Raw genomic sequence first — 19,587 nt, 5'->3', positions numbered from 1 at the left:
TCACTTTCATTAAGATGAGTGCTCATTGTTAATATTAAAAAGCTTTATTGAGCACGACGGGCTAGTTAATATTGAGTTGGGTGTCCTTAGTGCTGATTGGCGTAATTTCAAGAAGATGATAGAGTATTTTAACATTGAGTGTATCAAAGTTAGCAAGCGAAATATCCTTGTTGATTGGTACTAGGGTCGTGTGTTTTACACGAGTGAATAGTTAACTGAAGAGCCGGATGCGGTAATTCCGCACGTCCGGATCTGTGTGGGGTCGGCCTAGTAATAGGTCGCTCTACCACGATTGTTTACAGAGGATGTATGAAGAAAGTCGCACTTATATATGTTATTACAGTCTTAGTTGGGATAATTACAGCTTCTGTAACTTCCGGTTATTTATATATTCATACTCTTAATAAATACGAATCAAGCTTGATTAAAGAATCCCATTTGGGACAAGTGCAAGATGAAATGTTAATCGACTTGTTAAGTAAGAATATATTACTGGCACAACAAAAAAATACCGAAGAATTAATTACATACAACTGTAAACATTTAAAGCTCGCCGCCAGTTCGCTTAATACTGTAATTGTAGGTGGTGAAATGAGAGGTTCATTATTTGAAGAGCGGTTATTGAGTCAGTCCACGAAAGCTAAAACGTTATTAAAACAATTAAAGAAAGACGGTTTTTGTTTGCAAAAGTAAACATAACAAGAAAATAAACAAGGACTAAAAACAGCTGGCCATTGCTCGTGCCTCGCTGATTTTGGCCAACAATTTTTAGCCTGTTATTTAGGCGTTAAGTGTCCAAGGAGGCGACATGATCGAAGCAACTTGCCATTGTGGAAATATAGCAATAACCACAAATAAACTACCGGAATCAGTAACAAGTTGTAATTGCTCCATGTGTTATCGTATTGCAGCTTTGTGGGCATATTACACAGCGAATCAAGTAGTAATAAAACAAGAATCTAATAATGCTGTATATCTATGGGGTAATAAACTACGTTCGTATCACTCGTGCTCGCTTTGTGGTTGCACCACTCATTACACTCAAAAACGAGATGATGGTACAAATAGAGTTGCAATAAATACCAGAATGGTAAACTCAGATATTCTTAAAGCAGTAAATATCAGGTATTTTGATGGTGCGAATACATTTAAATATGTCGAGCAATAAAGCACTTAACAAGAGACTATGGTGTCAATAGTTAATTTTTAACCATTGGCGCTTCCCACATTACACCGTCTCTAAGCATCGAATTCAATATCACAATCATCTTTCTAACACAGGCTATTATCGCCACTTTTTTAGGTTTTCCAGCGGCGACAAGCCGCTGATATGTTGCCTTGAAAACAGGGTTACTTTGCATGGCTGACATCATGGCCATGTATAAAACGGTCCTCACCTGTGGCCTTCCTCCTTGAATTTTTCGTTTACCTTTATATCGGCCACTTTCTCTATTAATCGGTGCAACACCGATTAATGCACTGGCTTGTTTTGCATTGATATAACCCAACTCTGGTAAATTACTGATGATAGAAGCGGCTGCAATTTTCCCTATGCCTGTCATGCTTTGGAGTATCATGTTTTTAGCTTGATACTCTGGACAACTTTCGATGAGCTTAACGATTTTATCTTCTATTTTTATGATTTGATTTTTGAATAATGTAAGTACAGGTTTAATCGTCATTGCGAGTGCTTTAGGCATTATTTGTAAGCGATTTTTTTCCATTGTTTGCATAACAAGTAGCTGATTTCTTCGGGTGACTAAATCACTCATAGCTTGCATAGTTTCTGGTTTTAGCTTCGATAACGGTGGTTTTATAGCTTCGCTGTAATGTGCGATTAATTGCGCATCAAGCTTGTCTGTTTTTGCCCGTTGCCCAATAGCACCTGCGAACCGTTTTACGTGTACTGGATTAGCAATCGTAAAAGGTAGGTTGGCGTTAGCACAGGCTAAGATGAAAGGCATTTCAAGTCTTCTATAACGATACGTTCAGGTTTGTATTTTTTAATGGTTTTAATCGCTTCTTTGATCCCTTTTTCATCATTCGTTACGGTGAAATAAATATCAAGAGGGCGAATGTAAATATCGAGTTGAAATTTACCGGTATCAACCCCGACGTTAATGTTTTGATTTGTTTTAGTATTCATAATAAGCTAACTCTTACTTGCATAATGCGGGTTCGAGACCCAGTAGACTATTCGAGTGTGGTGCTTGGAGTCCTTTGTCGCGTTCTTTCTTGTTATCGGTCTCTCAATAGAGGAGCCTTCAATCAATCGAACTACGATAAGGAAAGCTTAAGTTGCTGCTTAAGCCTGGGTCTCACATTACCCGAAAAGTGTTAAATGTAGTGGTCAACTAATTCCGGCCACAAAAACACGTGGCCTACACTGGACGCGCAAAGAGACGCGCGCCGTTTATAAAGGCGTTAGAGCTACAAGGAGGGTCATGGCTATCAAAAAATCATCACAAGTACTTTTTCTTGCAAATGTTCTTATATTTTTTTCTTTAGCGTATTGGTTTATTTCTAATAGTTACACCATTGAAGCTCATCCTAGACTAAAAAAAGATACCGTAGTTTTATCTCAATTTATTGATCCTCAATTAACAAGGGAGTCATTTCTTGAAATCGCTAACGAAAAGCTAGGTAGTGAAACTATCAAAGAATATACAAATTGGAGCTCATGGGACGGTATAAAATACCCTAATGCAATAAAGGTTGGTGGTATCACATACTTCTTTGATGACAGTAATACAATTGCCAAGGTTGATCATTGGTACCAAGAAAATTCACCTTTATGGGTAAAGTAGCTCTAACAACACGCCCTGAGGTGGACCACAAGTCCTAAAGCTTGCTTTCCATCGCATATTTCAACAAGGGAGAAAGAAAATATAAAGGAAAAAATATAAAGGACACCCATCCTAAATTCTTATTTAATGAACTACTATAACTGGCGTAGGCCACATAGTTATAACAACGGATTCTCTCCTGCTAAAGCAGAAGAAAACCTTAATTTAATGTCCGGAATTAGTTGACCACTACATCAAGTGGCAGCCCACAGGGCGGTATTATCAGTCCTGTGCTGGCTAATATTTATCTACATTATGCGTTAGACCTGTGGTTTGAAAAGAAAGTAAAGCCTAAGATGCGCGGCAGAGCAATGATGATACGTTATGCAGATGATTTTGTTTGCGCGTTTCAATATGCGAATGACGCAGAGCGCTTTTATAAGGTACTACCGAAGCGATTAAAGAAGTTCAACTTAGACGTTGCAGAAGATAAAACATCGTTAATGCGCTTCAGCCGATTTCACGTTGGTCGAAAACGTCATTTTGTCTTTCTAGGGTTTGAGTTTTACTGGGGCACAGATTCCACGGGTAAACCAAGACTGCGGCGGCGCACTGGCGCGAAGAAGCAAAAGGCAACGCTAAGTGAATATTACCAATGGATCAAAGCGAAACGCTCATTTAAGTTGAGGGATTGGCTGCCACAATTAAAACGTAAACTGATAGGGTTTAGAAATTACTTTGGGCTACCTGACAACAGTCGAAGTTTAGCGAGTTTATATGATTATGTATTACATAACTTGTACAAATGGTTAAACAGACGCAGTGGTAGGAAAAGTTATAATTGGCGTAATTTCAAGAAGATGATAGAGTATTTTAACATTGAGTGTATCAAAGTCAGCAAGCGAAATATCCTTGTTGATTGGTACTAGGGTCGTGTGTTTTACACGAGTGAATATATAACTGAAGAGCCGGATGCGGTAATTCCGCACGTCCGGATCTGTGTGGGGTCGGCCTAGTAATAGGTCGCTCTACCACGATTATGCAAAGGGAATCATGCAACCAACTCACAGTCATCCATTATCAATTCCATTATTGGCTTTAGCGTTTATACCTGCAATTGCGATAATAGCGTGGCCTGTTGCATTATTCATGTCAGTATTTATTTTTGACGCACCTGATTCCGATAAAGTTATAGCGAACTGGATTATTGTATTCGTTATGCTTACATATCCAGTTCCAAGTTATTTAGGTTTCAAAAAAGCGAAACGTGGTCATGAAGTGGCGGATTTAAAAGAATGTTTCATAGGCTTTATTTTGGCTTATAGTTTTGTTTTAATATTCTATGCGGCGTCCTTGTTCACGCCATTTTTCAATTAGTTAAGGAGCAGTTTGCAAAATATGAAGGACACCCATCCTAAATTGAACTAACCTAGTCAGTGTACTAAGCTCAAATGACCCTTTCTTATTTATGTCAGGTGCATGATGACTACCCCCAGAAAGCAACAAATTAGTTTAGCGGATACCCCTTACTATCACTGTATGACACGCTGTGTCAGGCGAGAATTTTTATGCGGTGAAGATAAGCACTCAGGCCAAAGCTTTGAACATCGACGCGGTTGGATAGAAGAAAAACTGCACTTCCTCACCACTGTTTTTGCTGTGGAAATGTGTGCTTATGCGGTGATGAGCAATCATTATCATGTGGTGTTATTTGTCGATGAAGACAAAGCCAACCAATGGAGCATGAACGAGGTACTTGAGCGCTGGCATCGTTTACACAAAGGCACACTATTAACGCAACAATACCTGAATGGCGATACGCTCGCAGAGCCACTAGTGGATATGGTTAACGCAACGGCTGAAATATATCGCCAACGCCTTATCGACGTCAGTTGGTTTATGCGTGAAATCAATGAAAAAATAGCACGTCAGGCGAATCAAGAAGATGATTGCAAAGGCCGGTTTTGGGAAGGACGATTTAAATCCCAAGCACTGTTGGATGAAACAGCGCTAGTGGCTTGTATGGCTTATGTTGATTTAAACCCTGTTCGCGCCAATATAGCTGATACACCTGAGTCATCAAACCACACCAGCGTTAAACTGCGCTGTGAGCAAGTAAAAACCAGTGAGAAAACCCATCACAAAGCCAGTCAAACCGACAACATCAGCAACCAGCCAAACACACTGATGCCTTTTGTTGGCAACCCGAGAGAAGGGATACCCCAAGGCCTGCCGTTTGACCTAACAGACTATTTACAACTCATTGATATCACTGGGCGTAGTATCCGTGAAGATAAACATGGCTATATCGAGCAAAGCCAACCAGAGATACTAAAACGCTTAAATATATCAGCAGCGCACTGGTTGATTATTACCACCGAATTTAGAACACAATTTCATGGTGCAGTGGGCCGAGAAGCGGCGTTAACTGACTTTTGTGAACATCAACACTTCAAACGACGACAGAATATAAGCCACTGCAATAAGCTGTTTGCGTAAAAAAACTCAGCCTAGCAAACTCAACACATTATTCCATTCCCAACAGTGTACTTTTCGCATTACGCTGATACAAATTTGTCTCAAAACAGGGGACTAGAGGCTATTTTTGAATGAAAGTCCTAAATATGGGAAAAAACGAGGCTGAAAGCATTTTTGACCTAAATAAGTTTTTTTTTGCCTGTTGTAAAACCTATTTTTACATTTTTTATAGAATAATTATTAAAGAGTTTTTTTTAATCGCACTATAACTTTATAACAGTTTTTTTATAATAAAGTGTTAATTATTAATGATTTTTTGACACTTTGGGCTATTGGTATTATGGTAATGAAAAAATTTTAAGACGTAGAAGAATGGAATTTGAAAATCAAACACAATGTTTAAATTGTGGTAAAACACTGGATACTGCATATTGTGGTCATTGTGGACAACAAAAATCTCAGCGGATAACTTTTAAAAATTTATTACTGCTTATTCAACGTGGAACTATAGAGTTTAAATCACCCTTGTTAAAAACGATCTTGGGTTTAACTATTCGACCTGCTGAGTTATGCAAAGAATATATCGAGGGCCGAAGAATTAACTATTTTAATCCGGCAAGGTATGCATTTTGGCTAGTAACTTTTACTATGGTTTTCGCAGCATTTCTGAATGTAAATATGATAGATGTGAGCTTTGAAGGCTATAATGCTGATGATGAATCTCTACAAGGTTTTACCATGTAAAAGGCATACTACAAAGTGGCCTAGTGTATTTCTTTTTTATCACTGCATTTATTATGGCGCTGATTGTAAGGCTTGCCTTTTGGAAAGAAAAGTACAATGTTTCTGAGCTATATGTTGTTAGTTTGTTGTTAAGTGGACATTTGTATTTTCTATCTATTGCATTGTTAGCTATTGGTCAGTATAGCAATATTTATGGTCAATTATTGATATTGGTGGCGTCGATACTCTATCCTAGTATTGTTATCGCCCGTATATACTCTCCAACGAAGCTGCACAATTATATAAAATCAAGTATTGCTGCAGGTTTGGGTTTTATAATTTCCACTATAATCTTTGCTTTTATCGCAGCCATTGTTTCTGGTTATGTAAGTGAACATGACAATAAACAGTTAAAAGAAGCTGAGTTAGAGTTAATCGAATCAGGCACACTTAAGCATTAATTAAATGGTATAGACACGCAATTATTTGAAATAGCTACTCTAAACTTTCGTTTAAAGTAGCGGTTATATTCGTGTAATTAAAGTTAGTTGTTGTTAATTAAAATTTATCTAATTCAGCAAGGTATTCATTTAACTTAGGTGTTTCCAAAGGCTTAAATTCTTTCGCCTTTCTTCCGTATTGCTTCATTAATTCTGATGTTCTATTAAACTCGGCTAAATGACCTGCTTTTACATACTCAATTCCTCTGAGGTAAGCAAACTTAGCATTTTCAATTCTAAATGCTTTATTTTTAGTACTTGAAGGGGTAAGTGAATGTGCTAATTTAAGTAGATTATTGTCACCTAGAGTTTTTGTACTCTCCCCTATATCTGAATAAAATTTACTCGATGAATATTTAAATGCCTTAATTAATGCTATTTCAAAGCTTATACTCTGATCTTCATTTTTGCTCATTTTTATATATTCATCATTCGTAGTAATGAAATAAATGAAGTCATTCGAACCAAGTTCGATCGATAACGCTAGGGGGGTATAACCTGAATATGATGTTGTATTTAATTTCGCGCCATTTTTTATCAAAAAATCAGCAACATCAACACGATCAAATACGGCAGCGTAATGCAATAATGTATAACGTCCTCTTTTATGATCTAAGGCTTTGTTTTTTAATTGGCTAAAGCTTATTAAAGAATAATCATAATCATAACCAAATAAATCGCTCGGGTTTGCACTTTCAACAACATGTCCAAGTAATTTAGCCATGTCCTGTAAATTGTTATCACCAAGCTGCTTAAGTATATAATTTTGACTCAGTCCACCTACCGAATTAAGAGGGTAATCAAAAACTGAAAAAAGCACTTTCAATTTATCTAGATTAAAACCAGCAATAACAGCACAACTAATAAGGTTAATACTGGCAGGGGTTACCATAAACCGTATTTTTACATCACCAGAGTATTCAGGTAGCCATCTTTGACATATATTCCATGCATCCACTTGCTGGTCTAAATTAAAACCTGCTTCGTTGAATAGCGTTAATGCTCTCTCTAAATGCTGCTCTTTTAAATTTGTCATTGCTTGAAAAAAGCTATCTGGCGATAAACCATTTAAGCCAAACTCACTTTGTAGTTGGTCGACAGGTGTTTTTTTTGTATTTTTTGCAATTATGATAACTTTATCTTCAATACTGCTTAATTGGTCTTTTATCATTTCAAGTGCCGAGCCCTCAATAACCTCTTTCGATTGCTCAAAGTCACTTTTCTTTAAGCTCACTTTTGACCACAATAAGCAATACTTAGTATCAAGCCAATAACCGTCAATGAATGACTTACCAAGAAACATATCAGAGCGGGCACTTATCATCTTCTTAACATCGGTAGAGACACTCGCGACATCACCTTTAATGGTTTTATACGATTTCTCAAACACTTCAGATGTAACTCTCACCGATAAACTTTCTGCTAATTCATTTCTAGCTTCATTGCGTGAAGATTTTCTTGCTTTAGAAAAAGTTAAACCATTAACGTCAGCAACCCCATAAGCAAAAAAGTGTGTTGTACTTTCAGGCAGCGGATTATCAATCCAGGTTGGCTTTTCACTAGTGGCAGGTATTAAACATTCTTTGGCTAAAGTTTGCGTAGAAAGAAATAGAATTATAACGAATAAAATAAATTTCATAGGTACCAGTAAAGAATAATAGGTTGATGATATTTATAGCGATTCAAAGAGAATTAATCAATGAAAACTTCTTTAAAATAAACAACATCCACTTAATATTGAATAATTTATGCTACATAATATGTGGCCAATAAAAAAGGAGCTAATTAGATCCTTTTTTGAAGATGATTTAACGCTTAATCGAGTGCTAAAAAGTACTTCACTAAATTATTATAATCTTGCTCGAAGTTATTCTTATCTAAGCCTTTAGTTTCAATTTTATAACGACCATTAACAATAACTGCTGGTACGCCCGTTGAGCCGCCACTTTTTGCATAATACTGTTGCTTCTTCTTCATTTAATTTTCTTTACTGTTTTCGCCAAAGTTTTTCATTAACTTATCAAGCTTTTCGCCATCGGCACCATTAAGAACAAAAAACTTGAAAGACACCCATCCCAAATTGGCTGTTTGGACTTCCCTTAGTTTTTCAAACATAATAGCCAACGATAATTTTACGCTTATGTAAGCGTTGGTATATACAAAATAGGCTCGTACATGAATTTAAAATTTAAATTAATATTCTCAACAATGGTTCTTATTTTAGCAAATGGCTGCAGCACTTATAGCAAAGAAGATTATGGAAATTCTGCTGTTAGTAATAAAGAATCTTCCTGTATAAATATGGAGCCAGCTCAAGAGATGAAATGCAAGGAAAGAGAAAAAAGCTTAATAATCGGCTTAGGTGCTGACAAGAATTGTAATCACCCATATGAATATGAAAAAAATAGATGTAAAAGTGAACAGAAGAAACAACAAAAGGCGCTTAATAAATCCCTTGAAAAAGGAATTAGCAGGAACTAGCATCGCGTGAGTTAGTTGTAGCCCCATTCTACATTATTCAATTTAGAATGGCTGTACTAAGCTCAAATTATAATTCTTTATGGAGTGTATTTTGTTATGGGTGTTAACTTAGCTTGGGTAGCCGTTAAGGGTGCTTCAGAAATAGATGTTAATCAGTACTTTTCCATTGAAGCAACTGAAGCTTTAGAACAATCACCTAGATCAGAAATAACGCGTATAGTACCTAATGACGAGTGGCAGGTTTATGTATTTACAGATATTAATAATCCCTTATTAAGTGCAGATGACCTAAAAGGCCTCTCATATTATGGTGAGGTTATTAGCGTTTTAGTATTTGAAAACTTAATGTTAAGCCAAGTTACTAAGTTTGTAGAAAATAAACTCCATTGGGAAATTAAATGGGCAGAACAGTCGTTAAAGTGTATTGGTGAAGACAAAGAAGAGTTAGCAATGCTTATTGATAGAATAGCCGGTTGTGAATTCGAAGGCCCAATAGTTATAGCGAACGATATTGTTGGTTATAAACACAACTATCATTATCAAGCGTCTTATGTTGTCATGGAAGAAGTGCCTTTGTCTTATACCATTGCACAACTTACCCCTCCTAGGAAAGCATTTCTTAATTTTGCTTCAAACCATGAGCAAAGAAAAATTAAATGACTTTAATGACTGCTTTAGTAACTGTTTATGGCAAAATACTTACTAACGATGCTATTGAGAACAACTCTTTGTTTTTAAAATGCTAATTCATCCGCATTAAGCAAGTGTATTCACCATTAACTTTATGCTTGTGTGTGAAAAACATACCGGTTCTAAGCCATGTGTTTTTTTAATTTATGCTGGTTATATTCACCGAACCCCTGATACTCGTTTAACTAAGTCATTAATTACCATCATTAATTCGTATTATTTGGACTGTTGATTTACTATAACATTTTACACACTACTGCATATTTTGTAGCTGCTGTTGAACTTATTTTTTTGGTATTTAGCTCGGATTTTGTATGAACGATATTATAGATGAACGTTATTATGGAAGATAAATATAAAATATGTGGTTGGGCATTTTCAATTTATGGTGCTTTAATACTGGTATTTTCTGCATTTGTGTACTCAATTATCAGTATAGAAATTGGTTCGTTGGATTTTATGTTTTTTATCGCGGCTTTTGTGCTTGGTTTATTAACGTTTTTATGTGGCGTACTTATATTTAAAGGTAATAAATATCGCCATAAAATCGCATTACCTATAGCTGTTTTATCACTGCTAAATATCCCTCTAGGTACGCTGGTTGGCGGTTTTTATTTATGGCTTAGATATGTGAAGCTGAATAATTGAATCAATATTCGTTATGACGTTGTTTGCTTAGCGATAACTGATTACGGCAAGATTTAACGCTAATTTTTAGCTTGAAATCTAAGTTAACAGTCTGTTTTATAATTGGTTATAGGTTTTATTATTTGTTATCTTAAGCGAGAAAGAGAATACTTGTGGCAAGTTTGACAAAAATAGAAAGAACAGTTTTGTTGATGTTCGAACGCTTAGATTTGCATAGAGAATATCGCAAAGCCTAGTCAAAAGTGTGATGGATAGTAGGTTATATGTCAGGGATAAGTGTAGCCTTGTTTAAAGTCATTCCTTTCAAATTAACAGAGTTAAAGCTAGCTTGGCTTTGTTGTTGATATTATTTGGTTGATTAATTTATCGTTTAATAAGTAGTAAAACAGGAGTCAGTCGTGTTTAAAAGTATCGTGCTCTATTCAGGGCTAATTGCAACTATTTGGCTGATCGTTGGCGTATATTTTGTCAGCAAATTTTATCCTGGCTACAATCATGCGAAACAATTCTGTAGTGAGCTAGGTGCAACGGGCAGTCCTACTCAAAAGCTTTCTCCTGTAATAAATAATTATCCACTAGGTATACTGTTTTGCCTTTTTGGCGGATATGTGACACAGCTTTCAAATGTCTCGATGTTAGTCCATCTAGCAGGTTGGTTCATTGTTTTTCATGGCGTAGGTACTTGGATAGCCGGTTATTTTCCAATGGATGAAGACCCATTTACTCAACAGCCAACGTTTAATTGTAAGGTGCATTCTTGGGCTGGTTTTATTATGCTACTTTCTCTGGTTATTGCACCCATTTTAATCGCGATAAGCCCAACAACTGAAGTTATTCCACTATACTTTCGCGTGTTTTCCGTTGTGGCTGTTATCGCAGCTGTTTATTACCTATTTGCAATGGCTAGAGCAGTTAAGTCTCAAAGTAACCCAGGCACCCATCAGCGTATTTCATATGGTTTTCAATTACTTTGGTTAAGTGTTTTCTCATTGGTATTAGCTTAGGCTGGATTTCCCAAATCGCTGAGCTAGTTGTTTAAGTTACCTTAACTTCTTTTGAGCTATGGTAATTTAAGAGGTTATTATTTGGAATAGCATAGCTTGAATATGACCGAAAACTTCCCCATCTATTTATTAACTTGTCAGGTGAAATTTCAATTTTAAGTTTTTTTACAATGAGTGGTTGAGGATTTATTCAAGGTAGGTTCTTTATTGTATGCTTATTCGGTAAATCAAAACGCTTTATTTTTCTCTCATCTACATAATGCAGCTTTTTTTCAAGAGCACCTAATACATAACCTAACCGAGAAAGGTTAACAAACTTTAGAGAATGAAATGGATTATTTGAAAATAATGTTTAGTTCAGAAATTGGCTATGTATTTTTGATAGTTATTTTGGCCTTGGTGATAGTTTGGGCTATGTATAGGATGGTGGTTTGGAGTAAGAGAATGCCTAAAGGAGCTTTTGTATTTTTAGCTTTCTTACCTTTAATTTCAATCTTTCCTATTCCACCCCAAGAAATAAAGAAATTGGAAAGAATCAAACAAGAGCAAATCAAAAATGAGGATGAAAGCAGCGAACCACCAAATGAAGATTGAAAAATCTCTGTAGTATCTAGTCGCTATCATAGTGGCGTTATTGTTTGGTTGTTTCAAAAGCCAGTAGGGAGAATTGTCATAGCCGTTTTAGCATCTAGAATAAAAAACTGTAAAACGTAAAGTAGCTATAATAATCAGCACCGTTTTAAGGGCAAGTGTAATTTAGCGCGATAAAAGTTATCAGCAGTTTCACTCCCCAGAGCTTATTGAAATAGTAGCTTACTCTATGAGAACTAACCTAGTCAGCACTGAAAACTAAACTAGTCATCACTGAAAACAACGCAGTCACGACCACTTTCTTTAGCACGATACAATGCTACATCTGCACGTTGCAACCAAGTATCTGCCGTTGTGCCCGGAAGCCAAGGCGCAACTCCAAATGATACGGTTACCGATTCACCGTCGGGTGTTTTCAATGCTTGTTTAATTGCCACTCTAAGTTGGTCAATAAAATTATGCTGTTGCTCGTTAACTTGGCAGAGTAGCAGTATGAACTCTTCACCACCAAATCGATACAGTCGATCATATTTACGTATGTGTGCGGTGGTAATTTTAACAAAGTCTTTTAAAATTTTGTCTCCGACCGCATGACCGTATTTATCGTTAACTGCTTTAAAATAATCAAAATCGATAATCGTCAATAGTTGTTTACTATTGTTACGTTCGGCGCTAGCTAAAGCAGCTGCAATATCTGAACTTAATGCGCGCCGATTGAATGCGCCCGTTAATGCATCAACAGTATTGAGTTTTTCTAATAAACGGAACTGCTTTGCCCCGTGACTTGCATAAACAAAAACACACATTGACAACATTAAGGTTGTGACAAGGTAAGAACTTAAAGAAATGGTGCCAAAAATATCAGATATAGCAACGAACGATAGCACCGCTATGGCATTGATACAAAGCGCCTCTATGGGTTTTACCAACACAAAAGTGCTAGCCAGTACGGGATAAATCCATAAAAAACTTTCTATACCGTTAGCTACAGCAATAACGATGGCACCGGCATTAATGAAAATCGCAATTATGGCGCTGACCATTCGAATTTTTTTAGAACGATGCGCATAACTAACTAAGGATGTGATCCCTAATATTAACGTCAGATCAATGAACGCAGCTATATAGTTGCCATCAAGAAAGCGTATAACGACAAATGGAAACACCCCCATTACAGCAACAGAGCCTAGCAATAATAATAGCGAAAGCTGATACTTTTCCTGTAATTGATTGATCATAATGCTACTCGGCGCCAAATAAAGTGAATTATTATGCCAGTCAAGTTACCATATTAACAAGTGAATATTCATGGCATCGTTGTATCCATGCGTTATGAGCCATTACCTTAATTTGGTCTTCAATCAATGAAAGTAAACAAGATATGTGTAGGGCTGATGGCATTTCTTTGCACATTTTTACAATTAAATATTGCTCATGCTAAAAATGACTTTACTGACTTGGTTACAAAAGAAGAGTTCTTCTTATATAAAGATGTTGGTGAATTTATTAAATATTCACCGCAAGTAACTGTGCGAGTAATCGCCGAGGAAAGTGATATTGAAAAGCATGGTGCAGGTATTGTCAAAACCCTGACCGGTTCAGGCTGTGACAGAGATGGTAAAATGGATGATAACCAATCCTGTAATGCTGTGTATTATAAACTCGGGCTAAAATATCGTTTGCGCAAATAGCTGCAGAGCTCATTTAATTGCCAGAGCGATAGAATATATTTTTAGTTAATGGCAGCATTACAGGCACAGCTATGAGAAAAAAATTTGCTCTACTGGCGGCAATTACTACGTTAGTGTCTATATATTACATCAACTCACCTAGCACGGTTTCATTAAAACCTTTTACTAGCGATGGTTGTAGCGTCTTCCCTGATGGCACCTTTAAACAGAAAAATTTATGGCTCAATTGCTGTATTAAGCATGACTATGATTATTGGCAGGGGGGTAGCTTTCAAGACAAGTTAGCCTCTGATCAGGCATTAAAATTATGTGTTGAAAAAGTGGGTCAGCCCGAGGTAGCAGCGTTAATGTTGGCTGGGGTTAGGGTTGGAGGCAGCGCTTATTTACCTACTCAGTTTCGTTGGGGCTATGGTTGGCCATATCCTCGTTTATATGGCGATTTATCTAAAGTAGAGCAAGAGCAAGTCAAAAAACACCAGCGACAATTGCATGAAATCATAATAGATTGAACAAGGTTCATCACAGTGATGAACTATGTATGTTAGAGGAATATGTCACGCTTCGTGAGCTAAAAACCTATGAAGAAAGTGATAGAATGACAGCGATAGAATGAAAACGATAGGATGTAACATGGATGGGAAGGTGACGAAAGATAGTCGTGTTAACCTCAGGGCCGCTAACTTTGCTGATGTTAATGACATCGCGAATTTACACGCAAAAAGTTGGCAAGAAAACTACAGTGCGGTTTTGTCGGCGGATTATTTAAAGCAACAGGTTTTGGCGGATAGAATATCGCTATGGACAAAGCGACTGAAAGCGCCTTGTGCAGAGCAATGTGTATTAGTGCTTGAAAATAGCACTGGGATTATTGGCTTTATCTGCCTTTTTGGTGATAAAGATGAAACATATGGCACTCTAATTGATAATTTACATGTACAAGCGTGTTATCAAGGTTGTGGTTTCGGTGCTTTATTATTAAATAGTGCGGCTAATTGGGCACATAAGCACTTTTCGGAAAGTGCTTTATATTTAGAAGTATTAGCAGTTAATACTCATGCCATAGGGTTTTATTCGGCATTAGGGGCAAAAGAATCGGCTCAAGGCTATTGGCATACACCGTGTGGTAATCAAAGCCCTGAATATGTTTATTGCTGGCCATCGGCTACAGCATTAATGTTAGCATCAGCGGCTAAGTGCTAGTTTAAAAAGAAAATTATCATGTTGGCTACAAATTGTTTATATTGCTATACAACAACATTTTGACGGCTAATTAACTAAATGATAAATCGATGTATTTATTCAACTTAGCATTGTTAAGCCGTTGAGGAGATAGTTGGTCAACTATCTCTAATGTTTGATAAACCTTACTTAAAGCAACTTTATCGTCTAAGGGGATTTTCTCAAAAGCGGGATCTTCAACAGTATCTTTAAGTGTTGATAAAGTTGCTTGTAGACTTTCTTTAAAGTCGGTTTCGCGCTTAGCTTCTTCTACATCTGATATTATCGATTTTGCGGACTCTAACGCTTTTATTAATATCGATAATGTTTCACTTCTTTGTTTTTCGGACTCAGGATCAGACGCATCGTTATTCTCATCTGCTTGTAAACGGGTGATTAAATCGCCCATATACTCGGTCAACCCTAGCGTTGAGTTATCAGTGTTGAGTGTGTTCGTATCTATATCTGATGAGGTATTTGTCAGTTTGGCATATTCGTCTTTCGAAATTAGTCCTAGCTGATAAACACGCTCTTTTAGTGACTCTACATCATCAAATTTTAAACTGTCACCACTAAAAAATTCCTTACTCAAGGCATTTATTTTTTGAGCTCTGCTCGACAAATATAGGCTATTTTGATTTGTCGTTGCCGATGCTGCTTGCTCCGCTGTACTTTCTTTATGTTGCGCTATGATGCTATCTATTTCGGAAGTACTGGTGTTTGTTGATGGCGTATTTATCAGTGAACTGTAAGAATTTATGTTGTTAAGCATATGATTATTTCAAAAAATTGACGTAGATACCGTCTTGAAGCAAGATTCAAACCAAATTACTGTTTTTTATAATGTCACTGCCTGTGAGATAATCTTGTTTTATCGAGTCACTTTACTTACTGGTAAGTAAGGTTATGAATATTTTCTTTTATATATTAATCAGGTAGCTATGACAGCACAAAAACTCATCAGCATGTTAAATACTTTAAGTAATCCAGAGGTGTTTTTTGGTCCTCAGGGCTTTAAACACATCACATCATTAGATGAATTAACAGCAGCACAATTAGGTTTTGGTACTAATGCATCAGAGCAATTGGTAGTAAATGAATCAACAGCAGAAAGTAAAGGCAGCTGGCAAGCTTCATGGCAAGTTTTCGCTCGTGATACTGAGCTGGGTGATCCGTACTTTGTTGATACTGCCCATGATGAACTTCCGGTTTACACAGGTTTTTTAGGCGATGAAGGTTGGGAGCAAACCTTAGTAGCACAGAGCATTGAGCAATACATTACATGTATGCAAGTGCTATCAAATTGTGGCGCACAAATGCAGGCGCAATTTATTCCAGATCAAAGCAGTATAGTTGACGCCGATATACTGGCAAAGTTACAGCAAGAGTTGTGTGATATCTCAGGAGCTGAGCAATTTTGGCAATTTTTTATCCAATGTTATCAAGATTGGCTACTTGAAGATTAGCAATATATATCAAGTAATTACTTTTACGCTTATGTAACATGGTTTTGCAAAGGGCGCTACAGAATTAAAATTATGGAAAAATATATTGCTAAGTTTGAGCTTATTTTAAAGCATCTTGAATACCATCAAGATGAAGAGTCTGCCAGCAAAATAATAAGTGATTTGGCATGCATGTCTACATTTCATTTTCATCGTTTGTTCAGCGCCTACGCGGGAATGAGTCTTTTTGCTGTTATGAAATTGTTGCGCTTAAAACGTGCTGCATACCAACTAGCTTATTGCCAAGAGCTAAAAGTAATTGATATAGCGCTCATGGCGGGATATGACAGTGCGGCAGCATTTTCACGAGCATTTAAGTCTGTTTTTCTGCAAAGCCCTAAAACATTTAGGCAAAAGCCTAACTGGGTGTCATGGCAAGCACATTACCAGAGTATATTGACGATAAGGAACAAAATAATGCCAAAAGATATTAACTTTCAAGTATCGCAAGTAAGCTTTCCGGAAACATCAATAGCTGTTCTACAACATAGAGCTTCACCAAGTTTGTTAGGTGATAGTATTGCTCAGTTTATTCATTGGCGCAAAGCAAACGGTTTACCACCGAGTAAGAGTAAAACCTTTAACCTTATTTACGATGACCCTAATACTACTGAGCCCAATAAGTATCGTTTTGATATAGCATGTGAAATACATACCGAGGTAAGAGAAAATCTTCAAGGTGTTATTCATGATGTTATCCCCGCAGGCCAATGCGCAAAGATACGACATCAAGGTAGTGATGATAACTTAGTGCCAGCTATTGATTATTTATACACTCAGTGGTTAAAGAAATCGGGTAAGGCGCTGAGAGACTTCCCATTATTTTTAGAGCGAGTAAGCTTATACCCTGACGTTAGTGAAGCAGAGACGATCACGGATATTTATTTACCAATAAAATAGTTTGATTAATGCAAGCATTTAACACTAATAAATAAGAACTTAAAGTACCTTATTTCATCATTTTTCTCCCACGAGCCTACTTATTTAATGTATTCAGCAGCGCTTTTATTTTCAAAAAACAGATAAATAACTGAGTGCATAAGGCTCTTTTTAAACGCATTTTAAAATATAACTAACTGTTTTTAAGGAAAAGTTATTTCTTTTTATGGGTAATTATATTGAGAGTGAAAATAGTGGTTGGACCAGTGGTGATATCTGTGTATACTCGTTAGCACTTATGCAGCAATGCAAAAAAATTATTATCAAAAGTGTTAGGAGTTAACCATGCTAAGTTATAAAGCACCGATAGCAGACATCAAATTTTTGTTTGAAGATGTATTTAATTATTATGAGCACTACCAAAAACATCCTGAATTTGAAGAAGCGACACCCGACTTGGTTGACGCCATTATGGAAGAATGTGCAAAATTTAGTGAAAACGAACTACTACCATTAAACCAAAGTGGTGATGAAGAAGGCTGTACTTTTGACAATGGTGTTGTTACCACACCTAAAGGTTTTAAAGAAGCTTATCAAAAGTTTGTTGAAGGTGGTTGGCCGAGCTTGCCACATGCGGTTAAGCATGGTGGCCAAGGTTTACCAGCGTCGCTTGGTATGGTGATGTCTGAAATGATGGGCACTGCTAACTGGTCTTGGGCAATGTACCCAGGGCTAAGTCATGGCGCTATGAATACTATTCATACCCATGGCACTGATGAACAGAAAGAGCTTTATCTTACACGCCTTATTGAAGGTTCGTGGACTGGTACCATGTGTTTAACTGAGCCGCAATGTGGTACAGATTTAGGGCAAGTAAAAACTAAAGCTGAGCCAAATGGCGATGGTACATACAACATTACTGGCACGAAAATTTTTATCTCTGCAGGTGAGCATGACTTAACCGACAATATTATTCATATTGTATTAGCAAGATTACCAGGCGCGCCAGCAGGCACTAAAGGTATTTCATTGTTTATCGTGCCAAAAAATCAAACAGATGAGCAAGGAAATATTGGCGAATTTAATAATGTTTCTTGTGGCTCTCTAGAACATAAAATGGGTATTAAGGGCTCTGCAACCGCAGTACTTAACTTCGATAATGCTAAAGGTGTGTTAATTGGCCCTGAAAATAAAGGCTTAGAATGTATGTTCACCTTTATGAATACGGCACGTGTTGGTACGGCTTTACAGGGGGTTTGTGCTGCTGAACTCGCTTACCAAAATTCATTGATTTACGCGAAAGAGCGTTTATCTATGCGTTCATTATCTGGTACTAAGCATCCAGATAAAATTGCGGATCCTATTATTTGCCATCCTGATGTACGTAAAATGCTAATGACGCAAAAAGCGATTAGTGAAGGTGGTCGAGCCATGATTTACTACACCGCAAAATTGGTTGATGAAATCGAAAATGCAAAAACAGAGAAAGAGCGTAAAAAAGCGGATAACCGTTTAGGTTTTATTACCCCAATCTTAAAAGCATTTTTAACTGAGTTAGGCTCTGAAAGTGCTAACCATGGCTTACAAATATTTGGTGGTCATGGTTTCATTAAAGAATGGGGCATGGAGCAAATTGTTCGTGATACACGTATTTCAACATTGTATGAAGGTACTACCGGTATACAAGCGCTTGATTTATTAGGTCGTAAAATTTTAATGACTCGTGGTAAGTCACTAAATGCTTTTGCTAAAGAAGTGCTTATATTCTGTAAAGATCAAAGTATGATATCGAACAACCCACATAAACGTCAGATGAATAAGTTTATTTGGCCATTAAGTACAACGGTAGCTAAATGGCAACAATATACTATTCGTTTGGGACTTAAAGCGAAAAAAGATCGTGATGTTGTTGGCTCTGCCTCAGTCGACTTTTTGATGTATTCTGGTTATATCGTTATGGCTTATTTTTGGGCTCAAATGGCACAAGCTGCTTACGAAAAACTAGCTACTGATGTTGAGAATCGAGATTTTTATCGTGCAAAAATTAAAACGGCAGAGTTTTATTTTGAACGCTTATTGCCACGTACAAAGTCGCTAGCTGTGACTATGATGGCAGATCCTAAAACGTTAATGCAATTAGACGAAGAGTTATTATCTTTCTTGTAAACTATATTTTATAAAAGTAATAACATTTAAAAAGCCGTGTTTCCTCCGAAATACGGCTTTTTTACATTTTTACCTTATGTTGACTTTAGTTTGTATTGAACTTAACATCCTGCCAGGTTTACATATTACCTAAAACACATCACTTAAAAATATTTAATAAATTATAACAATAACTTGCTGAGTTACGGAAAGAGGTTTTAGCTTTCAATTTCTTGCTATGATTTTGT

23 protein-coding genes and 1 pseudogene are annotated in these 19,587 nt (G+C 36.7%); 19 read left to right on the top strand and 5 right to left on the bottom strand.

The features are described 5' to 3' along the window. Positions 1-309 precede the first annotated feature (309 nt). Positions 310-693, top strand: a complete 384-nt coding sequence (locus tag B0169_RS11585; RefSeq protein WP_085328667.1) for a hypothetical protein — start codon at positions 310-312, stop codon at positions 691-693. Positions 694-844: 151 nt separating this feature from the next. After that, positions 845-1,168, top strand: coding sequence for a GFA family protein (locus B0169_RS19755; RefSeq protein ID WP_459562014.1), 324 nt, complete (start codon positions 845-847; stop codon positions 1,166-1,168). A gap of 31 nt (positions 1,169-1,199) precedes the next feature. Here B0169_RS19755 and B0169_RS11575 read toward each other — a convergent pair. After that, positions 1,200-2,146, bottom strand: a pseudogene (locus B0169_RS11575) (IS110 family RNA-guided transposase). A gap of 298 nt (positions 2,147-2,444) precedes the next feature. Between B0169_RS11575 and B0169_RS11570 the strand changes: the two are divergent. The 6 genes from B0169_RS11570 (at position 2,445) to B0169_RS11545 (ending at position 6,448) form a co-directional block, all read left to right on the top strand. Beyond that, complete coding sequence (locus B0169_RS11570; RefSeq protein WP_077286124.1) at positions 2,445-2,807, top strand: hypothetical protein; 363 nt, start codon at positions 2,445-2,447, stop codon at positions 2,805-2,807. A 221-nt stretch (positions 2,808-3,028) separates the two neighbouring features. Next, complete coding sequence (locus B0169_RS11565; protein ID WP_235838549.1) at positions 3,029-3,715, top strand: reverse transcriptase domain-containing protein; 687 nt, start codon at positions 3,029-3,031, stop codon at positions 3,713-3,715. Positions 3,716-3,839: 124 nt separating this feature from the next. Beyond that, positions 3,840-4,163, top strand: a complete 324-nt coding sequence (locus tag B0169_RS11560) for a hypothetical protein (RefSeq protein ID WP_077286123.1) — start codon at positions 3,840-3,842, stop codon at positions 4,161-4,163. A gap of 105 nt (positions 4,164-4,268) precedes the next feature. Then, complete coding sequence (locus tag B0169_RS11555) at positions 4,269-5,285, top strand: transposase (protein WP_077286122.1); 1,017 nt, start codon at positions 4,269-4,271, stop codon at positions 5,283-5,285. A 351-nt stretch (positions 5,286-5,636) separates the two neighbouring features. Then, on the top strand, positions 5,637-6,008 hold the full coding sequence (locus B0169_RS11550; RefSeq protein ID WP_077286121.1) for a DUF3667 domain-containing protein: 372 nt from the start codon (positions 5,637-5,639) through the stop codon (positions 6,006-6,008). A 23-nt stretch (positions 6,009-6,031) separates the two neighbouring features. Continuing rightward, on the top strand, positions 6,032-6,448 hold the full coding sequence (locus tag B0169_RS11545) for a hypothetical protein (protein WP_143323520.1): 417 nt from the start codon (positions 6,032-6,034) through the stop codon (positions 6,446-6,448). Positions 6,449-6,545: 97 nt separating this feature from the next. Here B0169_RS11545 and B0169_RS11540 read toward each other — a convergent pair whose 3' ends face one another. Further along, complete coding sequence (locus B0169_RS11540; RefSeq protein WP_077286119.1) at positions 6,546-8,126, bottom strand: ankyrin repeat domain-containing protein; 1,581 nt, start codon at positions 8,124-8,126, stop codon at positions 6,546-6,548. A gap of 176 nt (positions 8,127-8,302) precedes the next feature. After that, positions 8,303-8,464, bottom strand: a complete 162-nt coding sequence (locus tag B0169_RS19240) for a thioredoxin domain-containing protein (RefSeq protein WP_158077083.1) — start codon at positions 8,462-8,464, stop codon at positions 8,303-8,305. Positions 8,465-8,662: 198 nt separating this feature from the next. Between B0169_RS19240 and B0169_RS11535 the strand changes: the two genes are divergently transcribed. From B0169_RS11535 to B0169_RS11515, 5 genes are all read left to right on the top strand, one after another. Beyond that, complete coding sequence (locus B0169_RS11535) at positions 8,663-8,968, top strand: hypothetical protein (RefSeq protein ID WP_077286118.1); 306 nt, start codon at positions 8,663-8,665, stop codon at positions 8,966-8,968. Positions 8,969-9,064: 96 nt separating this feature from the next. Next, positions 9,065-9,628, top strand: coding sequence for a hypothetical protein (locus B0169_RS11530; RefSeq protein WP_077286117.1), 564 nt, complete (start codon positions 9,065-9,067; stop codon positions 9,626-9,628). A 372-nt stretch (positions 9,629-10,000) separates the two neighbouring features. Continuing rightward, the gene (locus B0169_RS11525) at positions 10,001-10,306 is read left to right on the top strand and encodes a hypothetical protein (RefSeq protein WP_143323519.1); all 306 of its coding nucleotides are present in this window, start codon (positions 10,001-10,003) and stop codon (positions 10,304-10,306) included. Between the two features lie 398 nt (positions 10,307-10,704). After that, positions 10,705-11,310, top strand: a complete 606-nt coding sequence (locus B0169_RS11520; protein WP_077286115.1) for a DUF998 domain-containing protein — start codon at positions 10,705-10,707, stop codon at positions 11,308-11,310. Between the two features lie 330 nt (positions 11,311-11,640). After that, positions 11,641-11,904 (top strand): hypothetical protein, encoded by a 264-nt coding sequence (locus tag B0169_RS11515; RefSeq protein ID WP_077286114.1) that lies wholly within the window; start codon positions 11,641-11,643, stop codon positions 11,902-11,904. Positions 11,905-12,164: 260 nt separating this feature from the next. Here the strand turns inward: B0169_RS11515 and B0169_RS11510 are convergent, their stop codons facing one another. Further along, the gene (locus tag B0169_RS11510; protein ID WP_077286113.1) at positions 12,165-13,139 is read right to left on the bottom strand and encodes a GGDEF domain-containing protein; all 975 of its coding nucleotides are present in this window, start codon (positions 13,137-13,139) and stop codon (positions 12,165-12,167) included. Between the two features lie 156 nt (positions 13,140-13,295). Here B0169_RS11510 and B0169_RS11505 point away from each other — a divergent pair, with 156 nt between their 5' ends. From B0169_RS11505 to B0169_RS11495, 3 genes are all read left to right on the top strand, one after another. After that, complete coding sequence (locus B0169_RS11505; RefSeq protein ID WP_077286112.1) at positions 13,296-13,592, top strand: hypothetical protein; 297 nt, start codon at positions 13,296-13,298, stop codon at positions 13,590-13,592. 71 nt (positions 13,593-13,663) lie between these two features. Continuing rightward, entirely contained in the window at positions 13,664-14,101 is a 438-nt protein-coding gene (locus tag B0169_RS11500; RefSeq protein WP_077286111.1) for a hypothetical protein, read from the top strand. A 121-nt stretch (positions 14,102-14,222) separates the two neighbouring features. Then, on the top strand, positions 14,223-14,792 hold the full coding sequence (locus B0169_RS11495) for a GNAT family N-acetyltransferase (protein WP_158077082.1): 570 nt from the start codon (positions 14,223-14,225) through the stop codon (positions 14,790-14,792). A 70-nt stretch (positions 14,793-14,862) separates the two neighbouring features. On the opposite strand, the gene B0169_RS11490 is transcribed toward B0169_RS11495, so the two are convergent. After that, positions 14,863-15,582: a hypothetical protein gene (locus B0169_RS11490; protein WP_077286109.1), complete on the bottom strand. Its 720-nt coding sequence runs from the start codon at positions 15,580-15,582 to the stop codon at positions 14,863-14,865. A gap of 169 nt (positions 15,583-15,751) precedes the next feature. On the opposite strand from B0169_RS11490, the gene B0169_RS11485 reads away from it, so the two are divergent. The 3 genes from B0169_RS11485 (at position 15,752) to B0169_RS11475 (ending at position 19,360) form a co-directional block, all read left to right on the top strand. Further along, positions 15,752-16,276, top strand: coding sequence for a hypothetical protein (locus B0169_RS11485; protein WP_077286108.1), 525 nt, complete (start codon positions 15,752-15,754; stop codon positions 16,274-16,276). Positions 16,277-16,348: 72 nt separating this feature from the next. Next, positions 16,349-17,215 carry an AraC family transcriptional regulator gene (locus tag B0169_RS11480; RefSeq protein WP_077286107.1) on the top strand — a complete coding sequence of 289 codons (867 nt, stop codon included), beginning with the start codon at positions 16,349-16,351 and terminating at the stop codon, positions 17,213-17,215. 324 nt (positions 17,216-17,539) lie between these two features. Further along, complete coding sequence (locus B0169_RS11475; RefSeq protein ID WP_077286106.1) at positions 17,540-19,360, top strand: acyl-CoA dehydrogenase C-terminal domain-containing protein; 1,821 nt, start codon at positions 17,540-17,542, stop codon at positions 19,358-19,360. The last annotated feature ends 227 nt before the right edge of the window (positions 19,361-19,587 follow it).

The sequence above is a fragment of the Cognaticolwellia aestuarii genome, from assembly GCF_002000025.1.
Taxonomy (GTDB): domain Bacteria; phylum Pseudomonadota; class Gammaproteobacteria; order Enterobacterales; family Alteromonadaceae; genus Cognaticolwellia; species Cognaticolwellia aestuarii.
Note: the sequence above shows the minus strand (reverse complement) of the source record. Positions and strands in the feature narration are given on the sequence as shown.